Source organism: Marinobacter sp. UBA2688 (assembly GCF_002352785.1).
GTDB lineage: Bacteria > Pseudomonadota > Gammaproteobacteria > Pseudomonadales > Oleiphilaceae > Marinobacter > Marinobacter salarius.
Window position 1 is genome coordinate 305651 of sequence record NZ_DELU01000024.1, and the last position, 24300, is coordinate 329950.

The following is a 24300-nucleotide window of genomic DNA, read 5'->3' on the forward strand; positions in this document are numbered from 1 at the left end:
CTGACCTATCCCCGCTCACGGATGAGGGCTTCCTGGGTGGTTGATGCCACCAGCCGGCCCTGGCGGTCGAAAAAGTTGCCGCGATTAAAGCCGCGGCCGCCAGAAGCGCTGGGGCTGTCCTTGTCGTAGAGCAACCACTCGTCCATACGGAACTCACGATGAAACCAGATGGAATGATCCAGGCTTGCGACCTGCATCTTCCTGTTCATAAACGACACGCCATGGGGGTTCAGTGACGTCCCCAGGAAAGAAAAGTCTGATGCGTAAGTCAGCAGGCAACGGTGCAACACCGGGTCATCCGGCAGGTGCCCCTGGGTACGCAACCAGCTCTGCCGGTATGGCGGACGCGGTTCCGGCTTCAATGGGTTGACCGGGTCTACAGGCCGGATTTCGATGGGGCGATCCCGGGTCAGAGTATCACGGAGATGTTCAGGAACATGAGGCGCCAGCAGTTCGCCGTACTCCTGCTCGGATTTCAGGCTTTCCGGATCAGGCGCCGAGGGCATGTCGAGCTGGTGCTCGAAGCCTTCCTCGGCCACCTGAAACGACATGGAGCCGGTCAGGATCTCCTTGCCACCCTGGCGCGCGATCACACGCCGGACAGAAAAGCTGCCCCCGTCCCGAACCCGCTGAACCTCGTAGTCAATGGGCATGCTGTGATTGCCGGGGCGCAGGAAGTAGGCATGGAGCGAGTGTGGCAGGCGACCTTCCACCGTGCGGCTGGCGGCCATCAGCGCCTGCCCCAGAACCTGGCCGCCAAACACATTGGGAAAGCCGAGATCTTCACTGTCCCCCTGGAAATGGTCGTCACCGATGGGGGAAAGATCCAGCAGATCCACCAGTTTTCTGGTTACTTCAAGCATGCCAGCTCCTGTCAATATCGTTAGCTCACGAATGAGTTTCTACCGCAAGCCGGGGATTTTCGCAATCCTGATATCGCCCATCAATCATGAATCGGAGGCACTTCCTTCGACAGGGCCTGCTTTTCCATCGCATAACCACCGGTTACCGCAAAGCCCAGAACCTCGCCAGACTCACTCTTGAACAGGGCACGGACGTCCTGACCGTCCGCATCCACTTCCCAGCTGCCCGACGCATTCGCCGGGGGCGGACACACCGCCGTTGGGCAACAGGGGGTCTTTACCATGACCGGCATGGTGCCGTACTTCACTTCCGTGCGTTCACTCACCAGCGTCTTTGCCAACGCACGGGCGCACGCCATCAGCGGCAGCACATACAGCAGCACGTGACCGTCGACTTCAGCGCAGTCACCCAGTGCGTAGACGTCGGGCACCGATGTCTCCAGGGCGCGGTTGACCACAATGCCACGCTGGGTCTCCAGGCCCGCTGCTGCAGCCAGCTCCGTGCGTGGACGCAGCCCGACCGCGGAAATAACCAGGTCGGACTCCAGTTCCTCACCATTGGCCAGGGTCAGGCGAACACCATCCCCGCTATTGGCAATATGCTCCACCACCGTTTCCAGATGAAAACGGACGCCCAACCCTTCCAGTCCATCGCGCACCGCTGCCGCAGCGGCCGGTGGTAAAAGTCCCGGCATCAGGGCATCAGAAGGAGCAATCACATCCACGTCGACATCGCCGTTGCGAAGGTCGTTGGCAAACTCACAACCGATCAGGCCCGCACCCATGATGGCCACCCGCTTCTTGCCCTTCAGAGCTTTGCGAAAAGCACGGTAGTCCATCAGGTCGTTGATGGAAAAGACACGCTCATGGCCGTCACCGGCAATGGACAGGCGAATCACATCGGCACCCCAGGCCAACACCAGTTTGCTGTACCCTAGCCGTTCGTCCCCCAGCACAAGTTCGTGGGCATCCGGATCAATGCCGGTCACGGTGGTGTAAGTACGCAGCTGAAGGTTCAGTTGCTCCACCATTGCCTCCGCCGACGCCTGCGCCAGTTCATCGGCCTCTTTGCCCTTGGTAAAGCCAGTGGAAAGCATGGGCTTGGAGTAACTATAGCCATCGTCCGCCGTTACCATGACGATTGGTGTGTCCTTGTCCTGCTTACGGATTTCCTTAGCCAGCGAATAGCCTGACATTCCGGTACCCACAATCACGATAGGGGCGTCTGCGCTCATTACTGCTCTCCAAACCTGTTCAGCGGTACCGGCGTGTCAGCCGATTTCAATCATCTCGAAGTCTTCCTTACCCACGCCGCAGTCCGGGCACTCCCAATCTTCCGGTACGTCTTCCCAGGCGGTTCCGGGCTCAATACCGTCTTCCGGCCAGCCTTCCGCCTCATCGTAAATAAATCCACAGACAACGCACTGCCACTTCTTCATGTCATTCCTCCGAAACTCATTGGGGCGCGATGATAATTGTCAGACAATTATGCGCGCAAGTCTTTCATGCACCGAGTTGGCACCATTCACACTGGGAAACCATCATACCCACCGCTGCGGCATTGACCAATGCCGTCGCCGACGGCTATTCAACGGGTTTTCTGCCAATCGCCAGAATTTCCATCAGGCGAACCGGGAAACGCCCCTCCCTTCAGCGTGCCACCTCCGGTATAATCGGCCGTTTTACGATAGGACCCCAGTGCTATGACCGACACCGTCGCCGAACTGAATCAGGTAATGGCCGAAGCCGACTGCCTGGTGAGCGAACAGCAGGTACAGGCTGCCATCCAGTCTCTTGCAGAAGAGATCACCGGGCGCCTCAAGGACACCAACCCGCTGTTGTTCTGTGTGATGAATGGCGGCCTTATCCTCACCGGCCACCTACTGCCAAGGCTGACGTTTCCCGTGCAGGCGGAGTACCTTCACGCCACTCGCTACCGCCAGGAAACCACCGGTGGCATCCTGGAGTGGAAACTGCAGCCGGAAGCCAATATGAATGGCCGCACGGTACTGATCGTTGACGACATCCTTGACGAGGGTACGACACTCTGCGCCATTGCAGATTACTGCCTCGCCCATGGCGCCAGCGAGGTTCTGACGGCCGTATTGGTCGACAAACAACACGATCGCAAGGCAAAGCCAAACCTGAAGGCAGACTTTACCGGCCTGGAAGTTGAGGACCGTTTCCTGTTTGGCTACGGCATGGATTACAAAGGTTACTGGCGCAACGCCCCGGGAATTTATGCCGTCAAGGGACTTTGACCGGTACGCACCCAGCATGTTTGAGGGTGAAAACGCCATCTCCACCCCCGCTACGGACTGGTACCGCTCTTTTTCAGCAGCTGCGCTGAAGAACCCGGCCATCCACGGGCCGCTCAGCCACTGGCTGACGCTGGAGGGCTCACTGACCCGGGCGCTTCAACTCCGATGCCGCGAGCACTTTCACGTGGATATCCTCCAGGAAGGTTTTGCCCGCCCCACTGTGGAGGAGGCCCATACCCTGGGTATTCCGGTGCGCCAGAATGCGTGGATCCGCGAGGTTTGCCTGAACGGCGACAACACCCCCTGGGTGCTCGCCCGTACGATCATTCCATTGGCAACCCTCTCAGGGCGTGGACGCCGCCTGCGCAACCTGGGGCGCCGCCCTCTCGGCGCCTATCTGTTCAGCAACCCACAGTGGCAACGGGGGCCGTTCGAGACCGGTCTTTGCCATCGGGCTAACCGCCATCAACCCATGGCGGCCCGCCGCTCCCGTTTTTTCAGCGGTCATCATAGCCTCTTGGTCGGCGAGTATTTCCTGCCCACGCTCTGCCCCTGACGCAGCGGCTCTTTTAACCGAACCTCACCGCTGGCTATAATCCCCGCTCAGCCTCAGCAACATCATCCCGGACGGACCAGACCTATGCTGCCCAATGCCGTGCCAGATCACATCCAGGCCCGCCTTGCAGAATACGCCCGACTGCTGCGAGTCGATCGCCCCATCGGCAGCCTGCTCCTCCTATGGCCAACCTACTGGGCACTTTGGCTGGCCGCAGACGGCTTCCCCAGCGTTGGCAACTTTATCGTCTTTACCCTCGGCGTATTCATGATGCGAGCTGCCGGTTGCGCCATCAACGATTTTGCCGACCGCAAGGTGGATCGACACGTCAAACGCACCAAAGACCGCCCACTGACCTCCGGTCGCATTGAAGCCTGGGAAGCTGTCGCCCTGTTCGCGGGCCTCTGCGTGACAGCCTTCCTGATGGTGGTGCTGTTCACCAACACGCTGACTCTCTATCTGTCGTTCGGGGGTGCAGTACTGGCGTTCATCTACCCGTTCATGAAGCGTTACACCCATCTGCCGCAACTGTTTCTTGGGGCCGCCTTTTCCTGGGCCATTCCCATGGCCTGGGCCGCCGAGGCCGGTGAGGTCACAAAACTGGCCTGGCTGCTGTTTACCGCCAACGTGCTCTGGACCGTTGCCTACGACACCCTGTACGCCATGGTGGATCGTGATGACGACATCCGGATTGGCATCAAATCCACGGCCATTCTGTTCGGAGACGCCGACCGGGCGGTTATCGCAATCCTGCAGGCCCTGGTGGTGCTGATTCTCATCCTCGTGGGACAGCAGGCCGAGCTCGGCGTTTTCTATTACCTCGGGCTCGTCGCCATGGCGTGCCTGTTTGTCTTCCAGCAGCACTTGGCCCGCTTCCGCGAACGCGACGGATGCTTCAAGGCCTTTCTCAACAATAACTGGGCGGGCTTTGCAGTTTTCACCGGTCTGTTGATTGACCGGATCATCAGTTAGTCGAACAAATCCAGTCACAGCCTGCTACTGTCATATACTTGTAACACTACCCGGTTGTAATGAGGCAGCAACAATACTCGGTATGACACAGGTTAATGCTCATGACTGGAAAAACTGTCCTGATCGTCGATGACGAGGCACCCATCCGCGAAATGATCGCTGTGGCCCTCGAAATGGCCGACTACGACTACCTTGAGGCAGCGGATGCCCGCGAAGCGCATGCCCTGATCGTTGACAAACAGCCCGACTTGATACTCCTTGACTGGATGCTGCCAGGCACCAGCGGCGTGGAACTGGCCAGGCGCCTGAAAAAAGAAGAGGCAACGGCTGAAATCCCCATCATCATGCTGACGGCCAAGGTCGAGGAAGACAATAAGATCCAGGGCCTGGAAGTGGGTGCGGATGACTACATCACCAAGCCCTTCTCGCCGAGGGAGCTGGTGGCCAGGCTGAAAGCCGTATTGCGCCGCACCACGCCGCCCGGCGTGGAAACTCCGATCGAAGTGGATGGCCTGACCCTGGACCCGGTCGGCCACCGGGTCACCACGGAAACCGGCGCACTGAACATCGGCCCCACGGAATATCGGTTACTGCAGTTCTTCATGACACACCAGGAACGGGTTTATACTCGCTCCCAGCTGCTTGATCAGGTGTGGGGTGGGAACGTCTATGTTGAAGAGCGAACCGTCGACGTTCACATACGCCGTTTGCGCAAAGCCCTTGGCGACCAATATGATCACCTGATCCAGACAGTGCGTGGCACCGGCTACCGGTTCTCAACCAGAGCAGCATAACCACAACCGGCGCCCTTTACCCCGAAAAGGGCCCGGAACTGATTCAGGGGCAGCTGTAATGCAACACAACTGGTCAAAGTACCTGCGATGGATTATCACGCTCCTGATAGCCTGCACGGCCGTCGGGCTTTTCTTTGGCGAGCCCCTCTACGGGCTGACGGCAGGGCTGCTGGCTTACCTGTGGTGGACTCTGGCCCAGGCCAAACGTCTGTACCATTGGCTCGGCAATCCCAGCGGCAGTGACGAAGCCCCTCAGAGTGTTGGTCTCTGGGGCGACATCTTCGACGGCCTACACAGGCTTCACCAGAACCACCTACGCACCCAGGACAAACTTCGCGCCCAAATCAACCGGGTCCAGGAGTCCACCAACGCCATGCGGGATGGTGTGATCATGACCGACTCGCGGGGCGCCATGGAGTGGTGGAACGGCTCAGCGGAGCATCTTCTGGGCTTTCGTCGCAGTTCGGACCGCGGGCAGTTTATTCACAACCTGATCCGCAACCCCGCGTTCAAGGCCTACTTCGACTCCCGCGACTACCGGGAACCATTGGAACTGAACTCACCCGCAAAACCGCACATTCACCTGCAAATCCAGATCAGCCTGTTTGGCGACGACGACCGCCTGATTGTGGCCAAGGACGTAACCCGCCTGTACCAGCTTGAACAGATGCGACGGGATTTCGTTGGCAACGTCTCCCATGAGATGAGAACACCCCTGACGGTGATCAGCGGCTACCTGGAAACCCTGGTGGACAACGCCGACGACCTGCCGCCCAAATGGCGGCGCGCCATCAACACCATGGCGCAGCAGTCCTCGCGCATGGAAGCGTTGATTACCGACCTGATATTGCTGTCCAGAATTGAAACCGGCGAGCAAACCATCAACGATGCGGTCACGGATTTACAGGCGATGATCCAGCAGATCTGCCACGACGCCAAGGCCCTCAGCGGCGAACAGGGCCACGAATTCAACGTCAGCATTGGCGATCGCCATCTGCTGAGGGGCGACGAAAGCCAACTGCGCAGCGCCTTCTCCAACCTGATTTTCAACGCCGTGAAGTACACACCTGCCGGTGGACTCATCACCATCATCTGGAAAACAGACCGCGACGGCGGGCATCTGTCAGTGAAAGATACCGGTATCGGTATAGACCCGGTTCATATCCCACGGCTTACCGAGCGGTTCTATCGCGCCGACCCCAGCCGACACAAGGAGACCGGTGGCACCGGCCTGGGGCTGGCGATCGTCAAGCATGTATTGCTCAACCATGACGGTAACCTGGAAATTCGAAGCCGGATTGGCGACGGCAGCGAATTCATCTGCCACTTCCCCCGGGAACGATTGGCGGAAAGGCTTCCTGAGACCGCGTCCTGATTGGGATAGCTTTCGTGGCTAACCGCCGCTGCGGAAACGGGCGATAAAACGGGACAGGTCTTCCAGCTTTTTCGGGTCTTCGTCCACAAATCGGATGGTCACGCCCACAAAATCCGTGTCCTGGCGTTTGTCCACCGCCTGCAACTGGTGGACGTAACCATTAAGCCGCGCTACCTGCCCTTCGGACACTTCGATATCCACCACAGCCTGATCAAGGATGCCCGGAAACTGCTGGTCCCGCTTGGCGATCACCCGCACTTCCGTGAGGGTGATGTCCTTGACGACTGAGCGCAGAGTGCTGTCTGAAAAACGCACCGACGCCACGCTCATTGGCGGCCTGGCTGTCGACCCGGAGGCAGAGGACGTGGACGACTTGCTGGCACGGACTGGTGCCGGAGAAGCAGCTTCCCGCTTCTGGGTCAGCAGGCTGGCGGATTCGCGAAACGCTTCCGCCGGCCCGGCCATGGACTTCCCGCCGCGATCCATGGCGTCCTTGAGGCGGCGCCCCATCACCTTGATGATCTTATTGCTCAGGCCCTCAGGGCTGAAGGGTTTCCCCAGATACTCAGAGACTCCCCCCTTGACGGCTTCAACCACATGATCCTTGTCACCACGGCTGGTGATCATGATGAAGGGCGTTTTTTCATACTGTGGCTGTTGGCGCATCCACTGCAACAGCTCCAGACCCGACATCTCCGGCATTTCCCAGTCACAGAGGATGAGATCAAACGTTGTGCGCGACATCAGTGATTGCGCCCGGCGGCCGTTCTGGGCATCCGTGGTGTCAATCACTGGAAAACGCTGACGCACCGTTCGCTTGACCAGATCCCTCACAAAGCTGGCGTCATCCACCACCAGCGCCTTCAGCGTTGCCATTTTCGGACCTTTTGTCTTTCAGAAAGTTGTCGTATCGTTCTGCAAACTATAGAACAAGCCGATGGTGGGGAATAGCAGGACTACAAAAAGACGACACATCCGATGCGGTGTGGAACACCAGGTTAAAGAATTGTCACCGGAATCCGGTAACAACAGTGTTTCAGGGCCACAAAAACAGGCTACCATGAGCCAGAAACATCCACTCCAGACCGAGGTTTAGCGTGCCGAGCATATTCACAGGGACATCAAAGAGCCAACGGACGATTCGACACCTTTCACTCAGCGGATTGTTCGTCCTGAGCAGTGCGTCCGTGTCCGCGGCCGCTGACGCCGACCTGGAAAACCGTTTCCCCCAGTGCATCGAACACCTGGAAAGCCAGGCCATCGAGGCGGGTGTGTCATCACAAACGGCGGGCGAAGTGCTGGCAGGCGCAGAATACCTGGAGCGAGTGATAGAGCTCGACCGCCGCCAGCCCGAATTCACCACCACCTTTGCGGACTACCTTAACCGCAGGGTCAACTCCGACCGGGTAAGCCGCGGGCGGGAGTTGCTGGACCAACACGAAGCACTGCTTGAACGCGTCACCCGGAAAACCGGCGTGCCCGCCCCCTATCTCGTGGCGTTCTGGGGCCTGGAAACCAACTTCGGTTCCTACTTTGGCAAGATGTCGGTGCCCAGCTCCCTCGCCACCCTGGCGTGCGACGAACGGCGCAGCCAATTCTTTACCGAACAGTTGATTGCAGCCCTGAGAATCATTGACGAGGGCGCGATACCCGCCGAGCAGATGGAGGGCTCCTGGGCAGGCGCCATGGGGCATGTGCAGTTCATGCCAACCGTCTTCCTGCGCCATGCGGTGGATGGCGACGGCGATGGCAAGCGCGACCTGTGGAACAGCTTGCCGGACGCGATGATGTCAGCTGGCCACTTTCTACAGGATCTCGGCTGGGATGGCGACTACCGCTGGGGGCGGGAGGTTCTTCTGCCCCAGGGGTTCGATTACAGCATGGCGGACGGCCGCCGACTACCCCTGGAAAAATGGCGCACCCTGGGCGTAACCGACGCCTTCGGCAATAAACTGGCGAACGAGCCCATCGAAGCCGCGCTGGTGGTCCCGGCCGGGCACCGGGGGCCTGCATTCCTGGCCTACAAGAATTTTAATGTGATCATGGGCTGGAACCGCTCTGAATTCTACGCTATCGCGGTTGGACATCTGGCGGACCGCATCGCCGGTGCCGGTAAACTGCAGAACCCGCCACCGGAGGATATGCCAGCGTTGTCACGGAACAACATCCTTACCCTGCAAAAAGCGTTGAACGAGCAGGGATTTGATACCGGGAAACCGGACGGCATCCTTGGCCCCAACACGCGGTCGGCTATTCGCGGCTACCAGTCAGAAAATGGCCTCGTTGCCGACGGCTATCCCGGCGACACGGTTCTCAATGCCTTGGGGGTAGACCTGACGTCTGAAACGTCCGGGAGTGATACCTGACAGCCATCTGCCGACCATCTGGGGCGTGATCCGACAACCGATTCCGCGCATAATACCTGCCGGACTTAAATGACAAGGTGTTATCCCGATGGATTCGATTACCCAGGCGGCACTGGGCGCCTCGCTGGCCGGTGCCGTTGCCGGAAAAACCCTTGGCCGTTCAGCCCTGCTGGTCGGTGCCGTTCTCGGCACCCTTCCCGATCTGGACGTCATCATTGATTACGGCACGGCGGTCGCCAACTTTACCCAGCACCGCGGATTCAGCCACTCGCTGTTTGTCCTGCTGCCGCTGTCCGTATTGCTGGCTTTTGCACTCCATCAGTGGCGCCCCCATCTCGGCTACGGGCGTTGGTTTGCGCTCACCGCGCTTGTGCTTATGACGCACCCTCTGCTCGATGCCTTTACCACCTACGGAACCCAGTTGTTCTGGCCTATAGGGCCACCTGTGGCCATCAGCAGCATTTTCATCATCGACCCGCTTTATACCCTGCCGTTACTGATCGGCATCACGGCGTTCCTCATCCGCGGGCCACAAACCAGCGCCATCATGGCCGGCCTGCTCCTTTCAACGCTTTATCTCGGGTGGAGCGCAACGGCGCAACAAATCATCCAGGAACGGGTTGGCCCCACGCTGGCCAAGGAAGGCCTGGAAGAGGCCCCACGGCTGGTTCAGCCGATGCCTTTCAATACCGTGCTGTGGCGAGTGACCGTTGTGGGTGAGGAAAAACGGGTGGAAATCGTGACCGGATTCCTGGATGGCGACGGCCCCGTTACGGTGGAACACTTTCCCCGCGAACCCCGCCTGGCAAAGGCCGCCACGTCATTACCAGAAGGCCAGCGACTGGACTGGTTTACGCGTGGTTTCCTGCACTACGACATGGACGGCGACCAGCTCACGGCCACCGATATCCGCCTGGGTATCCCCGGGGCGCATCCCTTCACCTTCATACTCGCCAAGTACCATGGCGACAGTCTTGAGCCAGAGCCCAGTTCACAGCTGGAGCGTCCGGCGATTGGCGGGGAACTCCTCGGCGTGCTCTGGTCGCGAATGACGGGTTCTGCGGAGGTACTGTGCCTTGCCAGCCTAACGCTGCCGCCGCCAGGAGAAGGGTGTACCTGAGCATGCGCCTGGATTATTTCATTGCCAACGCGACCACGCTGTCGCGCCGCGATGCGAAAAAAACCATCAGTTCAGGCCGAATCCGGGTGGACGGGCAGATCTGTCGCAAATCCGCTTCTCCGGTGGCCGCAGACACCCGGGTTTCCCTCGATGACCAGCCGCTGTCACTGCCAGGAGAGCGGTACCTGATGCTGCACAAGCCTGCCGGGGTCATCAGTGCCACCACCGACAGTCAGCAGCCCACGGCGCTGGACCTGCTGCCCGCAGATGTCCGCCACGGGCTCCACATCGCCGGGCGGCTGGACGCCGACACCACCGGGCTCCTGCTGCTGACCACCGATGGCCAATGGTCACACCGCATCACATCGCCCCGGGTGAAATGCCCCAAGACCTACCGGGTGACGCTCGCCGAACCCATTGATGACCTCGCCATCACGCAACTGCAACAGGGTGTATTACTGCACGGTGAGTCGCGGCCAACCAGACCTGCCGATGTCCATTTACTCAATGCCGGGGAAATTGACCTGACGTTGTCGGAAGGGCGTTACCACCAGGTCAAACGAATGCTGGCGGCGGTGGGTAACCATGTGACGGGATTGCACCGATGGCGTGTCGGCCCCCTCGTACTCGACAACTCACTGGCGCCGGGAGAATACCGGGAACTAACCACGGAGGAAGTGAACAGCCTGGGCTGATCAGGTGCGTTCGAAGCGCTGGGCCTTCAGGTTTTTGCGCACGGAACCTGCCTCGAACACCTCGCCGTTCATGGCGATATAAACCCCGTGAGGCAATAGCTGGACCGCCGCCCATGCATAGCCGATATTGAAAACCGCGTCACTCCGGCGCATACGTGCCGGCTGCATGGCGCCAAACAACACAATGGTTTTCCCTTTCACCGACAGCAGCTCTCTGGCGGTTTCCGGCATGGTATCGGTACCGTGGGTGATCAGTATGCGCTCGGCGTTACACTGACTGACGGCGGTTCTGATGACCTCCCGGTCGCCGTCCGTGATTTCCAGACTGTCCTTGCGCAGTAACCCGTGCAGGGTATAGCCGTCATGGATGTTGGACTCCGCCAACAGCTCCGCAATCAGACTATCGCCAATCTCAAACTCGCTGTTGGCATCGAAATACACCTTGTCGATGGTGCCACCGGTGGTGAATATCTCAATCATACGCTGCGTTCCCGATTCGCCAGAGGTCAGTTCACGCTCACGGATGCACCATCCGAAGCGGCATAAGCTGCGTTCTTTTTCCGCTCATACGCACGCGCGGCCGCAGCAACACTGCCACCGGCGCCGGTGGTCAGCCATCGTTTGATCCGGCCCGCATCCCCCATCGGTGAACGGGTGCCCAGAGAATCAAGCAGCACCGTTACCAACGGCTTGCCATCCAGTTCAAACAGCATAACGAGGCAACGGCCAGCTTCGGACAGATAGCCCGTTTTACTGATCCCCACGCCCCAACTGTCACGATGAACCAGGACATTGGTATTCCCGAACGCCAGTCGATATCTGGGTTGGCGGAACTGGGCGGTGAAATAGCGGGTGGTGGAATACTCCCGTATCTGTGGGTATTGGCTGGCCGCCCTGACCAGGCGAACCAGATCCGCCGCGGTGGAACGATTGTCAACCGACAACCCAGTGGGATCCACGAAGGTTGTTTTCAGCATTCCCAACTCAACGGCCTTGGCATTCATCGCTTCGATAAAGGCGTCATACCCACCGGGATGGTGTCTTGCCAGGGTATGGGCCGCAAAATTCTCTGACGACATCAGTGCAATACGCAGTACGTCAGAGCGTCTGAGCTCGGAGCTCACACGAATACGGGTATAGGCATTCGCCGGAGCGGGAATATGGCGCTCCCGGAAGTCCAGCCATTCGGTCAGGGGCTCGCCGGACTCCATCACCACCAGCGCAGTCATCAATTTGGTGATGGACGCGATGGGCACCCGTCGATCCGCATTCTTGCCGTAAACCAGCCCCTCATCGTCGGCATAGGCCACAGCTGCGTTAACGGATGCCAATTGCAACTCGGACCTCTCGATCGCCATCGCCCGGGAAACGTTGAGCAAACACAGGACTGTCAGCGCCAGGACAATGGCCGTTCGGATCATTGGTCAAACCTTGTTATGTGTCATTACGGTGTCAGCCTTTCACTATACCAGCCAAATTGGCGGCTGGCTCCGGGTAGGCCAGGGTAAAAGTATTAACGGGATCGGACACAGAATTCATTCAGGCGTTTAAAACATCAAATGCAAAACCGTATAAAATCGCGTAAAATTACATTGAAATCATATTGTTACACAATATTTCACAAGGTAACCATAGTGTAACAAGCCCTCCGGGAAACGAGCAGGACAACCAAGCGAATGGATTCAACCGGACCCGAAACGACGCAGAAAATCGCCAGTACGCCCCTGCCCTTTGATGCGAGCAATGGCTTCTACCGCTGGCTACCCCTGATCGTGTTGATCTTTGCCATTGCCTACGGATGGCTGCTTGCGTTGCTGACTCCCCAGGCACTGGGCAGCGTCCACTGGTTATCGAGCCTGGAAACGGGTTTGCCTCAGGACCTGATGGCGTTGGTACGGCAAGTATTTATCGGCGGGATTCTGGCGTTTGCACTGCTGTTCAACCTGGCAGTTGTGTTTATGCTACAGCGGCCCGGCCTCGCGTGGCTCAGTGTGTTCATGGCCGGTGTCCTGCACTGCCAATTGGTTCTGGAACAGTTTGGCCTTTGGTTTATCTGGCCCGACCAGCCGCAGTACAACGCATTGCTGCACATCAGTCTGCCGCTGTGCCTGATCGCACTGTGTGAATTCACGCCGCACTTCCTGCCGCTGGGCCGTCGTTCCCGGCGAATCATTCACGTCATCAGTCTGCTGGCTTTCCTGCATCTACTGGCGACGCCGGTGAACATTCCGGGTGTTGGCGAAGCGTCTTTCCTCGGCCTGGCCCTCGCTGGTGGCGCGTTTATCCTGCTGGTGGTTCTGAGCCAGATTCGTCAGCACGTCCTTGCACGCTATTATGGGCTTGCCTTCCTCGCCATACTGGTCGGGGCCGTGATCTCTTTTTTACATACAACGGGTTGGGCGCCGAGCACCAGCTTTGCGGAGTCCGCGTTCTTCCTTGGCGCTGCCGCAGGCTCGGTCATCCTGACAACCGGAGCCGCCAGCCTGCTCTCTTCCGCGGGGGCCGCATCAGCGAACGACAGCCGGGGACTCCCTGGGTACGACCCGGCCCTAACCGAGCGGCAAGACCAGCAACAACGGTTAATGCTGGAGGTGGAAAACGGACTCGCCCGCAACAGTATGTGGCTGGAATACCAGCCCAAAGTGCGCATTCGAGACGCCAAAGTTCGTTCGGTGGAAGCCCTGATACGCTGGCATCACCCGGAGTTCGGGTATGTACCACCAGACCAGTGGATTCCCCAGGCCGAACAGGTGGGGGTGATCTATCCTGTGACGCTTTGGGTCATTGAACGGGCCTGCAGCGAATACCCCCACCTGACAGCCCGCTACGGCGACGAGCTGGCCATCGCCGTCAACATTTCCGCCACGGACCTGACTCATGCTGGCTTCGAGGAGAAGGTAACCAACATCATCACCCGTCACAACATTCAGGCGAAAGACCTGATACTGGAGATTACGGAAACCGCGATGATGACCGATCCAGAGGCTTCCCGCCGTATGATTCACACCCTGAACCGAAAAGGGTTCCGAATTGCCATGGACGATTTCGGGACCGGCCATTCATCACTGGGCACACTGGCGAGCTTTGAACTGGATGAGCTCAAGATAGATCGCAGTTTCCTGAAAGACATTCTCGACCACCCTACGCGCCAGCGAATCTTCCGTGCGACCCTGGAGCTGGGTGAAGCACTGGACCTGGATGTGGTGGTTGAAGGTGTTGAAGATGAGGCCGTGGTGCGCTGGTTACAGCAATTCCCGGACCTCTACGGGCAGGGCTTTTTTTGGGGCAAGCCTGAACCGGCCTGCCCCTGACGCACTCAGGGCTTGTCCGTCACTGCGCCTTCCGAGGCGGAGCTTACGGTACGCGCGTACTTGGCCAGCACCCCGCGGGTAAACCTGGGAGCCGGTGCCGTCCATGCCTGTCGGCGGCGTTCCATTTCCTGCTCCGAAACATCCAGCTCAATACGGTTAGCCACCGCATCAATGGTGATGGTGTCACCATTTTCCACCAGCGCAATCGGGCCCCCTTCGGCGGCTTCCGGTGTAATATGACCAACCACGAAACCGTGGCTGCCACCGGAAAAACGCCCATCGGTAATCAACGCCACATCGCTGCCCAGGCCCTTGCCCATGATGGCCGAGGTAGGCGTCAGCATTTCCCGCATGCCCGGGCCGCCTTTGGGCCCCTCAAACCGGATCACCAACACATCCCCGGCCACAACAGTGCCGTCCATGATCCGCTCCTGGGCCTCTTCCTCAGACTGGAACACCCGTGCACGACCAGTGAAATGAGTGCCCTCCTTGCCGGTGATCTTGGCCACCGCACCAGTGGGCGCCAGGTTGCCGTAAAGGATACGCAGATGACTATCCGCCTTGATGGGGTCATCAAAGGCATGAATGATGTCCTGGCTTGCCGGGTACGGAGCCACGTCTTTCAGGTTGTCCGCCAGTGTCTGGCCGGTGACCGTCATGCAGTCGCCATGGAGCATGCCACGGTCGAGCAACATCTTCATCAATGGCTGGATACCACCAATGGCCACCAGTTCTGACATCATGTAGTGACCGCTGGGGCGCAGGTCCGCCAGCACAGGAACCCGCTTGCCGATTTCCACGAAGTCATCCAGCGACAAGTCAACGCCAACGGTACTGGCCATGGCAATAAGGTGCAGCACCGCGTTGGTGGAGCCACCCAGGGCAATCACCACGGTGATGGCATTCTCGAACGCCTCACGGGTCATGATGTCCGATGGCTTCAGGTCTTTCTCCAGCAGGTTGAGCACCGCCGCGCCCGCCGCCCTGCAGTCTGCCGCCTTGGTCTCGGAAATAGCGTTCTGGGCAGAACTGCCCGGCAGGCTCATGCCCATGGCTTCGATCGCCGAGGCCATGGTGTTGGCGGTGTACATCCCGCCGCAGGAGCCTGGGCCCGGAATCGCGGTTTCCTCGATCTGTTTGACCTCAATCAGGTCCAGATCACCTCGGGCATGGGCACCCACCGCCTCGAACACAGAGATGATGTCGGTGTGATTCTCGCCGGGCATGATGGTGCCGCCATAGACAAATACCGACGGCCGGTTCAGCCGCGCCAGACCCATCATGCAGCCGGGCATGTTCTTGTCGCAGCCGCCGATGGCAACCAGGCCATCAAAACCTTCACAACCAGCCACGGTTTCAATGGAGTCGGCAATGACTTCCCGCGACACCAGAGAGTACTTCATACCCTCGGTGCCGTTGGCGATGCCGTCCGATACCGTGATGGTGTTGAACGTCAGGCTCTTGCCCCCGGCCTCGTCGGCACCAGCAGCGGATTCCTCCGCCAGTTGGTTGATGTGCATATTGCAGGGCGTCAGGTTGCTCCAGGTCGAGGCAATACCGATCTGGGGTTTGCGAAAATCTTCATCGGTAAACCCCACGGCCCGCAACATGGCGCGGCTTGCCGACTTGCCCAGGCCGTCGACCACGGGCGCGGAATAACGGCGGCGTTTGTCTTCTGTCATTACTGTGCTCTCCTGAATGTCCGGTTAGCCCGGCCTTGTTTCTGTCATTAACAAAAGACTGTCAGAAACGCCCGGCGACAGCAATACAACGCCCCAGGCAATACCTTACGCCCTTCTGCTCAGAAGCATCAGTGAACCTTTGCCAGTCGCTCACGGTTATCGGAAATAGCGATTTGCCTTGTGCAGGGTCAGGGCTTACTATCACGCACCTTTTTGGTGCAAATAATTCAGGTTAACGAGAGAGCAATGGGACGCAGAAACGAACGACTGCGCTGGCAGTTAGCCAGTGGTCTGCTAAAGGTGTTTCATCTTGAACAGCTGACGAACCGATACAGCCGCCGAACTGTAATGGCGGGGTTTAGCCTGATCAACGGCACACTGAGTATCGCGCTTGTTTCCTTTATCGCACTGGTTACTCAGGAAGCCTTCATATTCCCGTCGCTGGGCGCCACGGCGTTTATACTGTTCCACGTTCCGCTCGCGGAACCGGCCTCTCCGCGCAATACCTTTTGCGGCCACCTCATCGGTGCGTTGATGGGGCTGTTCAGTCTTCATATTTTTGGTCTACAGGACCAGGCCTCCGCATTTTTACACGGAGTCGATCTGCCAAGGGTCGGCGCTTCGGCTTTATCCCTCGGCCTGACCGGCTGCCTGATGGTACTATTCCGTGTCGTGCATCCGCCGGCCGGAGCCACTGCGCTTATCGTATCACTCGGCCTGATGCCTGATCCGGCACAACTGCCCGTCCTGATGGCTGGCGTTTGCCTGCTTCTGGCACACGCTTATTGCATGAACAGGCTGTCGGGCATTCCCTATCCGGTTTGGTCTGCAACGAAATCCACCCCATCGACTGGAGCAGTATCGAGTCCATGAGAATCATCATCCGCTATTTTTTCCGTACCCTTCGGCTGATCCTGACCCCCTTCATGCTGATCAGCGAGAAGTTGAGCACACCCAAGGGCATCACGCGCACGCCTGACGCACAGGCAAAGGTGGACAGTGCCTGCGAAGACCTCGCGCTTTACCAGTTTACGGCTTGCCCGTTCTGCATCAAGGTCCGTAAGGAAATTGCGCGCCTGGGCCTCAACATCGAAACCCGTGACGCACAGCATGACGGCGAACGCCGCTCAGAGCTGGAAGCCGGCGGCGGTCACGTCAAGGTGCCCTGCCTGCGAATTCGGCAGGATGACGGCAAGGATCAGTGGCTGTACGAATCCGACGACATCAAACTGTGGTTGCAACGGCAGTTCGAACCCGCCGCCTGAATCATTCGGCAGCGGGTTTACAGATGCCGTCAACCGGGCGTTACCAGTGAACGGTTGCCCGGCCCCGGCAAGGTCTGCCGTGCAGCATTGCGACCACTGACAATCTCGTAGTTACGGTCTTTGACGGTGCTGACGAAGCGCCAGTCCGCCCTCGCCTCGTCGGGTGTAAATGTCACCAGCATATAGCCCCGCTGGTTCACGTTCAGGTAGTCGAGATCGTCCACCAGAAGCTCAATAGCCGCCTCGGCATCGGGTATGGTCGCTTCAGGCAACTGGAGATAGTCTTCAAGACCGGGGGAAGAAACCCCCGGCGTGGCGAACTCCACACCCACCTGGTCACCATTGCCGGTTTTCAGGTTGCTGGCCCAGGCGTTGTGGGTATCCCCGGCCAGTACCACGAGGTTCTTTTGTAGTTGCCTCGCCGTTTCCAGGATCACCTCTCGTTCCACGTAGTAGCCGTCCCAGGCGTCCAGGTTGTAGGGCAGCACGGTTTCAATCCGGGCAATTTCCTCGTCGGTCAACGAGGGATCTCCAGCCAGGTAGCGACCCTTGAGGCCAGCCAGCTCCGCGAACAGGGGCAGCAACACAGATGGGTCAGGGTTGATGATGCCGGCCAGCAGCTCCGCGGGCAGCGTCATCCGTCCCATCAACACCTGCTGCCCCAGCACCTGCCAGGTGGCGGTTGAAGTTGCCAGCGCATTCTCAAGCCAAAGCCGCTGCTCCGCACCCAGCATGGTACGGTTCGGGTCGCCTACATCTGCAGCAAACCGGGCCGCGTCAATGCCATCCTGGGTCAGGTAATCAGTGTAAGCCAGTTGCTCGTCGCGGCCGATGATCCGTGTATCCAGCATGTGCAGGTCCACCAGGTCGCCAAAGCGGAAGCTGCGGGAGATGGTTTCCTGGTCTCCGTCCGTGACCGGCCGGATCGGCATCCATTCAAAGTAGGCCCGCAGGGCATCGAGTTTACGGTCACTGAAATCACCCTCATCGGCGTTGTGGTTCTCAGCCCCGTTCCTCCAGGTGTCGTTGGCTACTTCGTGGTCATCCCAGACCGTGATGAACGGCACCTTGCGGTGCAACTCCCTCAAATGATCATCGCCCCGGTAAATCGCGTAGCGATGGCGGTAATCCTCCAGAGTAATGAGCTCACGGTTATTCGACGCAGGGAACGTACGGTCCATGGCTTCTGCCTGCGCCGCGCCATAGCTATCCGGGTCGCTGTCATACTCATAGAGATAATCCCCCAGATGCAACACGGCATCCAGGTTATCCAGGCCCGCGATTTCCCGATACACGTTGAAGTAGCCGGCGGGGTAATTGGAGCAGGACACCACCGCGAACCTCACCTGGCTCACCGAGCCTTCAGGAAGGGTCTGCGTCATACCGGTCGGGGAGGTGCTTCTGGCGGTGCGGAAACGATAGTAATAGCGCTGACCTGGCATCAGGCCCCGAACATCCACCTTGAAGGTGTAGTCGTGCTGAGCCGAGGCGCGCGAGCGACCGGAATGAGTCATGCTCCGGAAGTCAGCGTCGGTAGAAACTTCCCAGGCGATGTCCACGTCCCGCCCGGAATCGTCGTCCGGTACGGCACGAGTCCAGAGGATCACGCCATCCTGCAGGGGGTCGCCACTGGCAACACCCTGGGAGAAGCGGATATCACGTTTGTCGCTGCTGTCGAGTATGCATCCGGCCAGCCCTGTGGATATGGCAACAGCGCCCATGCCCATAGCGGATGCTTTCAGGAAGTCCCTGCGGCTCAATCGTTTCATACCTTTCCCTGCCCTAGTTTAGTGGTCAGGTAAAAGGTAGCGCCAAAGTGTAACGACAGGATGACGGATGGCGACATCCTGAATAGCAAATCACGACAGGCCGGGCAAAGCCGCTACCCTTCGACGAAGACCGGCCCCAGGCCATAGTTCCAGAGGATGACGGAACCCACGCGGGTTGACACCAGAATGACCAGCGCCACGGTCAACAGGGCACCGGCGTACATCACCGCCTGGTCCTTGGGAATGCCCATGACAATCGGCAGGCCATCGTACATCAGCCAGGCGCCATAACAGGCCGCCGCCAGGAAGACCAGGGCATTGAACCAGGGCACCGGATAGAGCAACGCAAAACCGGCGAGGAACAGCGGCGTACAGGAATAAGCCGCCAACGCAATGCCATTGGAAGGAACGGTTTCTTCATGGGCGCCATATGTCCGAGCCATCCAGTTGATGGCGAACCCCAGGGCAAACACCCCCACCAGCATGGCCAGATAGGTCAGAACGCTTAGCTGTATCGCACTGACTTCCGTGAGCTTTATGACGCGCTCACCGCTCACCGTCCAACCGATGTGAGCCGTGGAAATGTAGGCACAGATCGGCGCTATCGCGCCAAGCAACAGCACATAGGCAACATAGAGCCGCCGGGGAGGTGCGTGTTCCTTGCGGATCTCGGCCCACTCGGCATCGGGATGGGTGAACAGACCAAATGCGTGATTCAGGAGCATGGCTTTACCCCCTTGAGGTAATTTTATTATTGGTTGAATGGATACGCCTCACGGGCCTGGAAAGATCAGGCCACGCTACCCTCAACTATAGCCTAGAAACGCAAGTGTTAAAGCCACCTTGTCTTTTATTGCCAATCACTTCCCGACAAAACCTTACGCTTTTCTCGGGTCAGTAGCGGCGACAAGCGGCTGATCACGATGCTGATCCCTGAACCCGAGCAGACTCTCAATGCCGGCAAAATCCACCAGGTCCCGGAACTCGATCCAGTCCACCAGACAATAGAGGCAGATGGCGGGGTAGTTCCATTGGGCGAATTGGCCATCGTCCACCATGGCCGCCAGGGTTCTGAACGTCATCATGATGCGTTCACGCTGGAGGTTGAAAAACATCAGGTCTTCGTTGGTATCGATGCCCGAACGGGCCGACAGCAGCAGGATCACCGCAGAATCGTTGGCAGCGTCAATCAGCGTCAGCTGGTTTTCCTGGTCCCAGGTCAACGGCACCATGCCCTGCTTTTCGCTGAGGTAGCGGGCAATTACCCGGGAATCGTACACCTCCTGATTGTCGTCGATCAGCATGGGAATCTTCAGCGCCGGGTTGTTGCGCCGGAGCTCATCCCTGCCCTGACCATAGATGTCGAGGTTCACGAATTCATGGTCACTATCATCCAGTAGCAGCCTGATACGGCGAACATAGGGGGAAGTGGTGGAACCGATCAGTTTCATGAAATCTCCTTGTTTGAATGACGTTGCTATCAGAGCAGGTTGTCAGGATCTGCAAATTCATAGCCGGTGGATTCCGCCACCTCGCGGAAAGTGACCTTGCCCTGAAACACGTTGAGGCCGTTGCGCAGATGGGGGTCGTCCTTCATCGCCCTTTCCGGTCCCTTGTTGGCCAGGGCGACGATAAACGGCAGTGTTACATTATTCAGCGCCAGAGTGGAGGTTCTTGCCACCGCGCCCGGCATATTGGCGACACAGTAGTGCACCACCCCATCCACAACGTAGGTAGGCGCATCGTGCGTGGTGGGTTTCGAAGTTTCAGTACAACCGCCCTGATCAATGGCTACATCCACGATAACACTGCCTTCGGGCATACGGCTGACCATATCACGGGTCACCAGCTTGGGTGCGGACGCTCCGGGAATCAGCACGCCGCCAATGACCAGATCCGACTCGATCACCGCTTCCTCCAGGGTCGCGGCGGTTGAGAACAACGTGCTGATGCGGTTGCCATAGAGATGGTCAAGATTTCTCAGTACGTCCATATTGCGGTCGAGGACCGTTACATGGGCCCCCAGGCCAATGGCCATAGCGACAGCGTTCTGACCCACCACACCACCGCCAACCACAGTTACCCGCGCAGGGCTCACACCCGGCACACCGCCCAGCAGCACACCTCGACCGCCGAGGGATTTTTCCAGGCAGTGGGCACCAGCCTGAATCGACATCCGCCCCGCCACTTCCGACATAGGGGCCAGTAGCGGCAGCCGCCCGTGGCTGTCGGTGACTGTTTCATAGGCAATACAGGTTGCCCCTGACGCTACCAGGTCATCGGTCTGGGCCTGATCCGGCGCAAGGTGCAGGTAGGTAAAGAGGGTCTGGCCGGACTTCAACAAGGCTCGCTCTTCCGCCTGGGGTTCCTTGACCTTGACGATCATGTCGGCTGCCTCGAATACCGCCGTTCCGTTTTCCAGAATCTCGGCCCCGGCCTTCACATAATCATCGTCCGTGAAGCCGATGGCAGCACCAGCATTCGTCTCAACGCAAACACTGTGGCCGTGGCCACACAGCTCATGGACCGCCGCCGGTGTCATTCCCACCCGGTACTCGTGATTCTTGATCTCCTTCGGTACGCCTATCTTCATGCCTGACCCCTTGAATCCGTCGGGTAAACGATGTCTCATCGGGTAAAGTGTAGTAAAAAGGTCTGACACCGGCAGTAGCAATTGAATGCATCGGTTTAATGGGCCTCGGCGTAAAACCCGAAGCAATCCACGCAATCGACCCAAACGGAGCAGGAACCAATGAACAGATACAGGCATGCCCTGGCGGCAGCGCCGCTCTCACTCGCAGTAGCCCTTACCCTGGCAAGTGGACAGGTGACAGCCGACATGCAGACAGAAACCGTGGAGTACACCGTAAACGGCAAAACGTTTACCGGCTACATGGCCTACGACGACGAAGCCGAAGGCAAGCGCCCAGGCGTTCTGGTGGTTCACGAATGGTGGGGGCACAATGAGTTTGCCCGTGAGCAGGCGGAAAAGTTGGCAGCGGCCGGCTACACGGCGTTTGCGCTGGATATGTATGGCTCCGGCAAACTCGCCGAACATCCCGAAGATGCGCAGGCCTTTATGAAGGAGGCGACCAAGGATATTGATCAGGTTAAGGCTCGCTTCATGGCCGCCAAGGAGTTGCTCGCGAAGCACAACAGTGTCGACGGCAGCAGGATTGCCGCCCAGGGTTATTGCTTTGGCGGTGCCGTGGTACTGAACATGGCACGCCTGGGTGTGGATCTGGATGCCGTAGTCAGCTATCACGGCGCGCTGGGCAGCCCCATCAAAGCCGAAGCCGGCAAGGTTCAGCCCAGGATTCACGTCTACACCGGTGGTGCGGACAAGATGGTGCCCTCGGATCAGGTGTCCGGTCTGGTGAAAGAAATGCAGGATGCCGGGGCCGATCTAACGCTGGTCAGTTTTCCCGGTGTCATGCACTCGTTCACCAATCCGGGAGCGGATAAGGTCGCCGAGGAATTCAATATGCCCATCGCCTACGACGAGCAGGCTGCAAAACGTTCCTGGGAGGGCACCCTGCGGCTCTACGAAGACGTTTTCGGCGACTGATCGTTGCCCTTCAGAGGGCACCTTCTATGGTGCCCTTCACTTCTTCCTGAACTTCCCTCACCTCACGTCCGGCGGTGGCTACCGGCGGATGAACAATAATCTCGATCAAACCTGGCGAGAATACCGCGGTTCCCTTGGGGAGTCGGTCATGGGAGCCCCGGATCGTCACCGGTAGAACGGGTAGTTCGCCGTCGCGGGCAATGACGAACCCGCCTTTCTTGAAGGGCAGCAGTTTGCCATCCCAGGATCGGGTGCCTTCGGGAAACATCAGGATGCTGGTGCCTTCGGGCAACTGGGCGACGCCGCGCTTGATACTTTCCAGCGCATCACTGCCTTTTGATCGGTCAATGAAAAGGTTACGCGAGGTCTCCAGCGCCAGGCCAAACAGTGGCACCTTACGCAGCTCTTTCTTGATCACCCAGCGGTATTGCAGCCCCAATGCCAGCACCAGGGCCGGGGGATCAAAATAGGACGCATGGTTGCTGAGGATAACGTAGCGCTGGGCCGGGTCGATGTGCTCGCGTCCGCTGACTTCAAGGCGGATTCCGGTGAGTCTAAGCATGCACCAGGCGTATACCTGGGTGCCGTGAAAGGCGGCGTTGCCATTGCGGCCGGCAAGTGCGGCGATAACAATAGGCAGGAACAGGATCAGCGTGAGCAGTGCAGCCCAAAACAGGATCCAGACAGCTTTGAGGGTGTTCAACATAGCAGGCCCTGAGCAAACTAAGGTTGGGCGATCGCCCGACGGCAGGGGATAAAAGATGTCACATTCGGGTGGGAATCACAAAATCCACCCACAAAAAAAGGCAGCCGAGGCTGCCTTTCTGGCGGTGCCCTACTATCCGTTAGATAGCAGTAACGTTTTCCGCCTGAGGACCTTTCTGGCCCTGGGTAACGGTGAACTCAACCTGCTGGCCTTCTGCCAGGGTCTTGAAGCCGCTGCCCTGAATTGCGCTGTAGTGAACGAATACGTCCGGGCCGCCTTCACGAGTGATAAAGCCAAAGCCTTTTGCTTCGTTGAAGAACTTAACAGTGCCGGTAGTAGTAGACATACTTAAACTTCCTGAAATCAATCATTTTATCTTGCCGCCAGGCCATCGTCGTGATGCCTGATCAGCGTTTACGGAAATACAGAATTCGCGGAATCAAAAACAGGACGGTCACTACTAACTGCGGAGGTACGTCTTATTCATGAAAGCTTTACTGAATCTTTCCTACGTAAATAACTCTACTCTTTGTTTTTGGGATTGCCAAGCGTATTTTTCATTTATTCCGTACGTAGTGTTACCCATCATCCCCGGACCAGCCCGAAGGTGTAAATTCCCAGTGCTGTCATGAGGATAGAGCCAACAACATGGGCCAGAATTCCAGCCAGAGCCATGCTCCATTTGCCTTCCTGGATAGCGGAAAGCATTTCCAGGGAGAAGGTGGAGAAGGTGGTCAGGGCGCCGCAAAGGCCGGTAATGGCAAACAGGCGCCACTCCGGTGCCAACGAGGTGCCATGAACGAAATAGCCAATAAGCAGGCCAACAAGCCAGCCGCCGGAGAGGTTGGCGGCGAGGGTGCCGTAGGGAATGGCGTGGTAGCTGCTGTTGAGCCAAAGGCCCAGTGCCCATCTCAGGTTAGCGCCGATGACGGCTCCGGCGCTTACGGCCAGGATTGATAGCCACATTCCCAAATTACCTCATGATTTGGTGTCTGCC

General features: G+C 58.5%; 26 protein-coding genes. 12 read left to right on the forward strand and 14 right to left on the reverse strand.

Features of this window, described 5'->3' with window-relative positions; translation table 11 throughout:
* Positions 1 to 5 precede the first annotated feature (5 nt).
* The 3 genes from tesB to B3M52_RS14570 all read right to left on the reverse strand — a co-directional run bounded on the left by tesB (position 6) and on the right by B3M52_RS14570 (position 2302).
* Entirely contained in the window at positions 6 to 863 is an 858-nt protein-coding gene (gene tesB / locus B3M52_RS14560) for an acyl-CoA thioesterase II (protein ID WP_075194197.1), read from the reverse strand.
* An 80-nt stretch (positions 864 to 943) separates the two neighbouring features.
* Positions 944 to 2098: an NAD(P)/FAD-dependent oxidoreductase gene (locus B3M52_RS14565; protein ID WP_075194196.1), complete on the reverse strand. Its 1155-nt coding sequence runs from the start codon at positions 2096 to 2098 to the stop codon at positions 944 to 946.
* A 36-nt stretch (positions 2099 to 2134) separates the two neighbouring features.
* Positions 2135 to 2302: a rubredoxin gene (locus tag B3M52_RS14570; RefSeq protein ID WP_007154989.1), complete on the reverse strand. Its 168-nt coding sequence runs from the start codon at positions 2300 to 2302 to the stop codon at positions 2135 to 2137.
* Positions 2303 to 2566: 264 nt separating this feature from the next.
* Here B3M52_RS14570 and B3M52_RS14575 point away from each other — a divergent pair, with 264 nt between their 5' ends.
* The 5 genes from B3M52_RS14575 to phoR all read left to right on the forward strand — a co-directional run bounded on the left by B3M52_RS14575 (position 2567) and on the right by phoR (position 6821).
* Positions 2567 to 3124: a hypoxanthine-guanine phosphoribosyltransferase gene (locus B3M52_RS14575; RefSeq protein ID WP_036210787.1), complete on the forward strand. Its 558-nt coding sequence runs from the start codon at positions 2567 to 2569 to the stop codon at positions 3122 to 3124.
* A 16-nt stretch (positions 3125 to 3140) separates the two neighbouring features.
* Positions 3141 to 3680 (forward strand): chorismate--pyruvate lyase family protein, encoded by a 540-nt coding sequence (locus tag B3M52_RS14580; protein WP_036210785.1) that lies wholly within the window; start codon positions 3141 to 3143, stop codon positions 3678 to 3680.
* 84 nt (positions 3681 to 3764) lie between these two features.
* Positions 3765 to 4652 carry a 4-hydroxybenzoate octaprenyltransferase gene (ubiA, locus tag B3M52_RS14585; RefSeq protein WP_075194195.1) on the forward strand — a complete coding sequence of 296 codons (888 nt, stop codon included), beginning with the start codon at positions 3765 to 3767 and terminating at the stop codon, positions 4650 to 4652.
* A gap of 101 nt (positions 4653 to 4753) precedes the next feature.
* The gene (phoB, locus tag B3M52_RS14590; protein WP_007154985.1) at positions 4754 to 5446 is read left to right on the forward strand and encodes a phosphate regulon transcriptional regulator PhoB; all 693 of its coding nucleotides are present in this window, start codon (positions 4754 to 4756) and stop codon (positions 5444 to 5446) included.
* A gap of 58 nt (positions 5447 to 5504) precedes the next feature.
* Positions 5505 to 6821, forward strand: coding sequence for a phosphate regulon sensor histidine kinase PhoR (gene phoR / locus B3M52_RS14595; protein WP_036210779.1), 1317 nt, complete (start codon positions 5505 to 5507; stop codon positions 6819 to 6821).
* Positions 6822 to 6839: 18 nt separating this feature from the next.
* On the opposite strand, the gene B3M52_RS14600 is transcribed toward phoR, so the two are convergent.
* Positions 6840 to 7697, reverse strand: a complete 858-nt coding sequence (locus tag B3M52_RS14600) for a response regulator (protein ID WP_075194194.1) — start codon at positions 7695 to 7697, stop codon at positions 6840 to 6842.
* A 287-nt stretch (positions 7698 to 7984) separates the two neighbouring features.
* Here B3M52_RS14600 and B3M52_RS14605 point away from each other — a divergent pair, with 287 nt between their 5' ends.
* The 3 genes from B3M52_RS14605 to B3M52_RS14615 all read left to right on the forward strand — a co-directional run bounded on the left by B3M52_RS14605 (position 7985) and on the right by B3M52_RS14615 (position 11002).
* On the forward strand, positions 7985 to 9187 hold the full coding sequence (locus tag B3M52_RS14605) for a lytic murein transglycosylase (protein ID WP_227664841.1): 1203 nt from the start codon (positions 7985 to 7987) through the stop codon (positions 9185 to 9187).
* An 88-nt stretch (positions 9188 to 9275) separates the two neighbouring features.
* Positions 9276 to 10307, forward strand: a complete 1032-nt coding sequence (locus B3M52_RS14610; protein ID WP_075194193.1) for a metal-dependent hydrolase — start codon at positions 9276 to 9278, stop codon at positions 10305 to 10307.
* 2 nt (positions 10308 to 10309) lie between these two features.
* Positions 10310 to 11002, forward strand: coding sequence for a pseudouridine synthase (locus B3M52_RS14615; protein ID WP_075194192.1), 693 nt, complete (start codon positions 10310 to 10312; stop codon positions 11000 to 11002).
* Here the strand turns inward: B3M52_RS14615 and B3M52_RS14620 are convergent, their stop codons facing one another.
* A complete protein-coding gene (locus tag B3M52_RS14620) occupies positions 11003 to 11482 on the reverse strand; it encodes an asparaginase domain-containing protein (protein WP_036210766.1) in 480 nt (159 codons plus the stop codon). It abuts the gene before it with no gap.
* Between the two features lie 26 nt (positions 11483 to 11508).
* Positions 11509 to 12423, reverse strand: coding sequence for a D-alanyl-D-alanine endopeptidase (pbpG, locus tag B3M52_RS14625; RefSeq protein ID WP_126811353.1), 915 nt, complete (start codon positions 12421 to 12423; stop codon positions 11509 to 11511).
* 255 nt (positions 12424 to 12678) lie between these two features.
* On the opposite strand from pbpG, the gene B3M52_RS14630 reads away from it, so the two are divergent.
* Entirely contained in the window at positions 12679 to 14313 is a 1635-nt protein-coding gene (locus tag B3M52_RS14630; RefSeq protein WP_075194191.1) for an EAL domain-containing protein, read from the forward strand.
* A 5-nt stretch (positions 14314 to 14318) separates the two neighbouring features.
* Here B3M52_RS14630 and ilvD read toward each other — a convergent pair whose 3' ends face one another.
* The gene (ilvD, locus tag B3M52_RS14635; protein WP_041332496.1) at positions 14319 to 15995 is read right to left on the reverse strand and encodes a dihydroxy-acid dehydratase; all 1677 of its coding nucleotides are present in this window, start codon (positions 15993 to 15995) and stop codon (positions 14319 to 14321) included.
* A gap of 246 nt (positions 15996 to 16241) precedes the next feature.
* Between ilvD and B3M52_RS14640 the strand changes: the two genes are divergently transcribed.
* Both B3M52_RS14640 and B3M52_RS14645 read left to right on the forward strand, forming a co-directional pair.
* Positions 16242 to 16868, forward strand: coding sequence for an HPP family protein (locus B3M52_RS14640; RefSeq protein WP_007154975.1), 627 nt, complete (start codon positions 16242 to 16244; stop codon positions 16866 to 16868).
* Positions 16865 to 17260, forward strand: coding sequence for a glutaredoxin family protein (locus B3M52_RS14645; protein WP_036210756.1), 396 nt, complete (start codon positions 16865 to 16867; stop codon positions 17258 to 17260). Before B3M52_RS14640 ends, B3M52_RS14645 begins: the two co-directional genes overlap by 4 nt.
* 29 nt (positions 17261 to 17289) lie before the next feature.
* Here B3M52_RS14645 and B3M52_RS14650 read toward each other — a convergent pair whose 3' ends face one another.
* From B3M52_RS14650 to ald, 4 genes are all read right to left on the reverse strand, one after another.
* A complete protein-coding gene (locus B3M52_RS14650; RefSeq protein WP_075194190.1) occupies positions 17290 to 19029 on the reverse strand; it encodes an alkaline phosphatase D family protein in 1740 nt (579 codons plus the stop codon).
* 113 nt (positions 19030 to 19142) lie between these two features.
* Positions 19143 to 19754, reverse strand: coding sequence for a Yip1 family protein (locus B3M52_RS14655; protein ID WP_036210751.1), 612 nt, complete (start codon positions 19752 to 19754; stop codon positions 19143 to 19145).
* Between the two features lie 153 nt (positions 19755 to 19907).
* Positions 19908 to 20480 carry a glutathione S-transferase family protein gene (locus B3M52_RS14660; RefSeq protein WP_075194189.1) on the reverse strand — a complete coding sequence of 191 codons (573 nt, stop codon included), beginning with the start codon at positions 20478 to 20480 and terminating at the stop codon, positions 19908 to 19910.
* Positions 20481 to 20509: 29 nt separating this feature from the next.
* Positions 20510 to 21622 (reverse strand): alanine dehydrogenase, encoded by a 1113-nt coding sequence (gene ald, locus B3M52_RS14665; RefSeq protein ID WP_075194188.1) that lies wholly within the window; start codon positions 21620 to 21622, stop codon positions 20510 to 20512.
* Between the two features lie 159 nt (positions 21623 to 21781).
* On the opposite strand from ald, the gene B3M52_RS14670 reads away from it, so the two are divergent.
* Entirely contained in the window at positions 21782 to 22597 is an 816-nt protein-coding gene (locus tag B3M52_RS14670) for a dienelactone hydrolase family protein (protein WP_036210742.1), read from the forward strand.
* Positions 22598 to 22607: 10 nt separating this feature from the next.
* Here the strand turns inward: B3M52_RS14670 and B3M52_RS14675 are convergent, their stop codons facing one another.
* From B3M52_RS14675 to crcB, 3 genes are all read right to left on the reverse strand, one after another.
* Positions 22608 to 23303 (reverse strand): lysophospholipid acyltransferase family protein, encoded by a 696-nt coding sequence (locus B3M52_RS14675; RefSeq protein ID WP_075194187.1) that lies wholly within the window; start codon positions 23301 to 23303, stop codon positions 22608 to 22610.
* Positions 23304 to 23442: 139 nt separating this feature from the next.
* Positions 23443 to 23649 (reverse strand): cold-shock protein, encoded by a 207-nt coding sequence (locus B3M52_RS14680; RefSeq protein WP_007154967.1) that lies wholly within the window; start codon positions 23647 to 23649, stop codon positions 23443 to 23445.
* Positions 23650 to 23888: 239 nt separating this feature from the next.
* A complete protein-coding gene (crcB, locus tag B3M52_RS14685; RefSeq protein WP_036210736.1) occupies positions 23889 to 24269 on the reverse strand; it encodes a fluoride efflux transporter CrcB in 381 nt (126 codons plus the stop codon).
* Positions 24270 to 24300: the final 31 nt, after the last annotated feature.

Bases quoted from the DNA above. Each gene is read 5' to 3' on its own strand.
- B3M52_RS14620 (WP_036210766.1), bottom strand. From the start codon at position 11,482: ATGATTGAGATATTCACCACCGGTGGCACCATCGACAAGGTGTATTTC.
- pbpG (WP_126811353.1), bottom strand. From the start codon at position 12,423: ATGATCCGAACGGCCATTGTCCTGGCGCTGACAGTCCTGTGTTTGCTC.
- phoB (WP_007154985.1), top strand. From the start codon at position 4,754: ATGACTGGAAAAACTGTCCTGATCGTCGATGACGAGGCACCCATCCGC.
- B3M52_RS14630 (WP_075194191.1), top strand. From the start codon at position 12,679: ATGGATTCAACCGGACCCGAAACGACGCAGAAAATCGCCAGTACGCCC.
- ilvD (WP_041332496.1), bottom strand. From the start codon at position 15,995: ATGACAGAAGACAAACGCCGCCGTTATTCCGCGCCCGTGGTCGACGGC.
- ald (WP_075194188.1), bottom strand. From the start codon at position 21,622: ATGAAGATAGGCGTACCGAAGGAGATCAAGAATCACGAGTACCGGGTG.
- B3M52_RS14565 (WP_075194196.1), bottom strand. From the start codon at position 2,098: ATGAGCGCAGACGCCCCTATCGTGATTGTGGGTACCGGAATGTCAGGC.
- phoR (WP_036210779.1), top strand. From the start codon at position 5,505: ATGCAACACAACTGGTCAAAGTACCTGCGATGGATTATCACGCTCCTG.
- ubiA (WP_075194195.1), top strand. From the start codon at position 3,765: ATGCTGCCCAATGCCGTGCCAGATCACATCCAGGCCCGCCTTGCAGAA.
- crcB (WP_036210736.1), bottom strand. From the start codon at position 24,269: ATGTGGCTATCAATCCTGGCCGTAAGCGCCGGAGCCGTCATCGGCGCT.
- B3M52_RS14675 (WP_075194187.1), bottom strand. From the start codon at position 23,303: ATGTTGAACACCCTCAAAGCTGTCTGGATCCTGTTTTGGGCTGCACTG.
- B3M52_RS14610 (WP_075194193.1), top strand. From the start codon at position 9,276: ATGGATTCGATTACCCAGGCGGCACTGGGCGCCTCGCTGGCCGGTGCC.
- B3M52_RS14600 (WP_075194194.1), bottom strand. From the start codon at position 7,697: ATGGCAACGCTGAAGGCGCTGGTGGTGGATGACGCCAGCTTTGTGAGG.
- B3M52_RS14670 (WP_036210742.1), top strand. From the start codon at position 21,782: ATGAACAGATACAGGCATGCCCTGGCGGCAGCGCCGCTCTCACTCGCA.
- B3M52_RS14615 (WP_075194192.1), top strand. From the start codon at position 10,310: ATGCGCCTGGATTATTTCATTGCCAACGCGACCACGCTGTCGCGCCGC.
- B3M52_RS14570 (WP_007154989.1), bottom strand. From the start codon at position 2,302: ATGAAGAAGTGGCAGTGCGTTGTCTGTGGATTTATTTACGATGAGGCG.
- B3M52_RS14650 (WP_075194190.1), bottom strand. From the start codon at position 19,029: ATGAAACGATTGAGCCGCAGGGACTTCCTGAAAGCATCCGCTATGGGC.
- B3M52_RS14580 (WP_036210785.1), top strand. From the start codon at position 3,141: ATGTTTGAGGGTGAAAACGCCATCTCCACCCCCGCTACGGACTGGTAC.
- B3M52_RS14645 (WP_036210756.1), top strand. From the start codon at position 16,865: ATGAGAATCATCATCCGCTATTTTTTCCGTACCCTTCGGCTGATCCTG.
- B3M52_RS14680 (WP_007154967.1), bottom strand. From the start codon at position 23,649: ATGTCTACTACTACCGGCACTGTTAAGTTCTTCAACGAAGCAAAAGGC.
- tesB (WP_075194197.1), bottom strand. From the start codon at position 863: ATGCTTGAAGTAACCAGAAAACTGGTGGATCTGCTGGATCTTTCCCCC.
- B3M52_RS14655 (WP_036210751.1), bottom strand. From the start codon at position 19,754: ATGCTCCTGAATCACGCATTTGGTCTGTTCACCCATCCCGATGCCGAG.
- B3M52_RS14640 (WP_007154975.1), top strand. From the start codon at position 16,242: ATGGGACGCAGAAACGAACGACTGCGCTGGCAGTTAGCCAGTGGTCTG.
- B3M52_RS14575 (WP_036210787.1), top strand. From the start codon at position 2,567: ATGACCGACACCGTCGCCGAACTGAATCAGGTAATGGCCGAAGCCGAC.
- B3M52_RS14660 (WP_075194189.1), bottom strand. From the start codon at position 20,480: ATGAAACTGATCGGTTCCACCACTTCCCCCTATGTTCGCCGTATCAGG.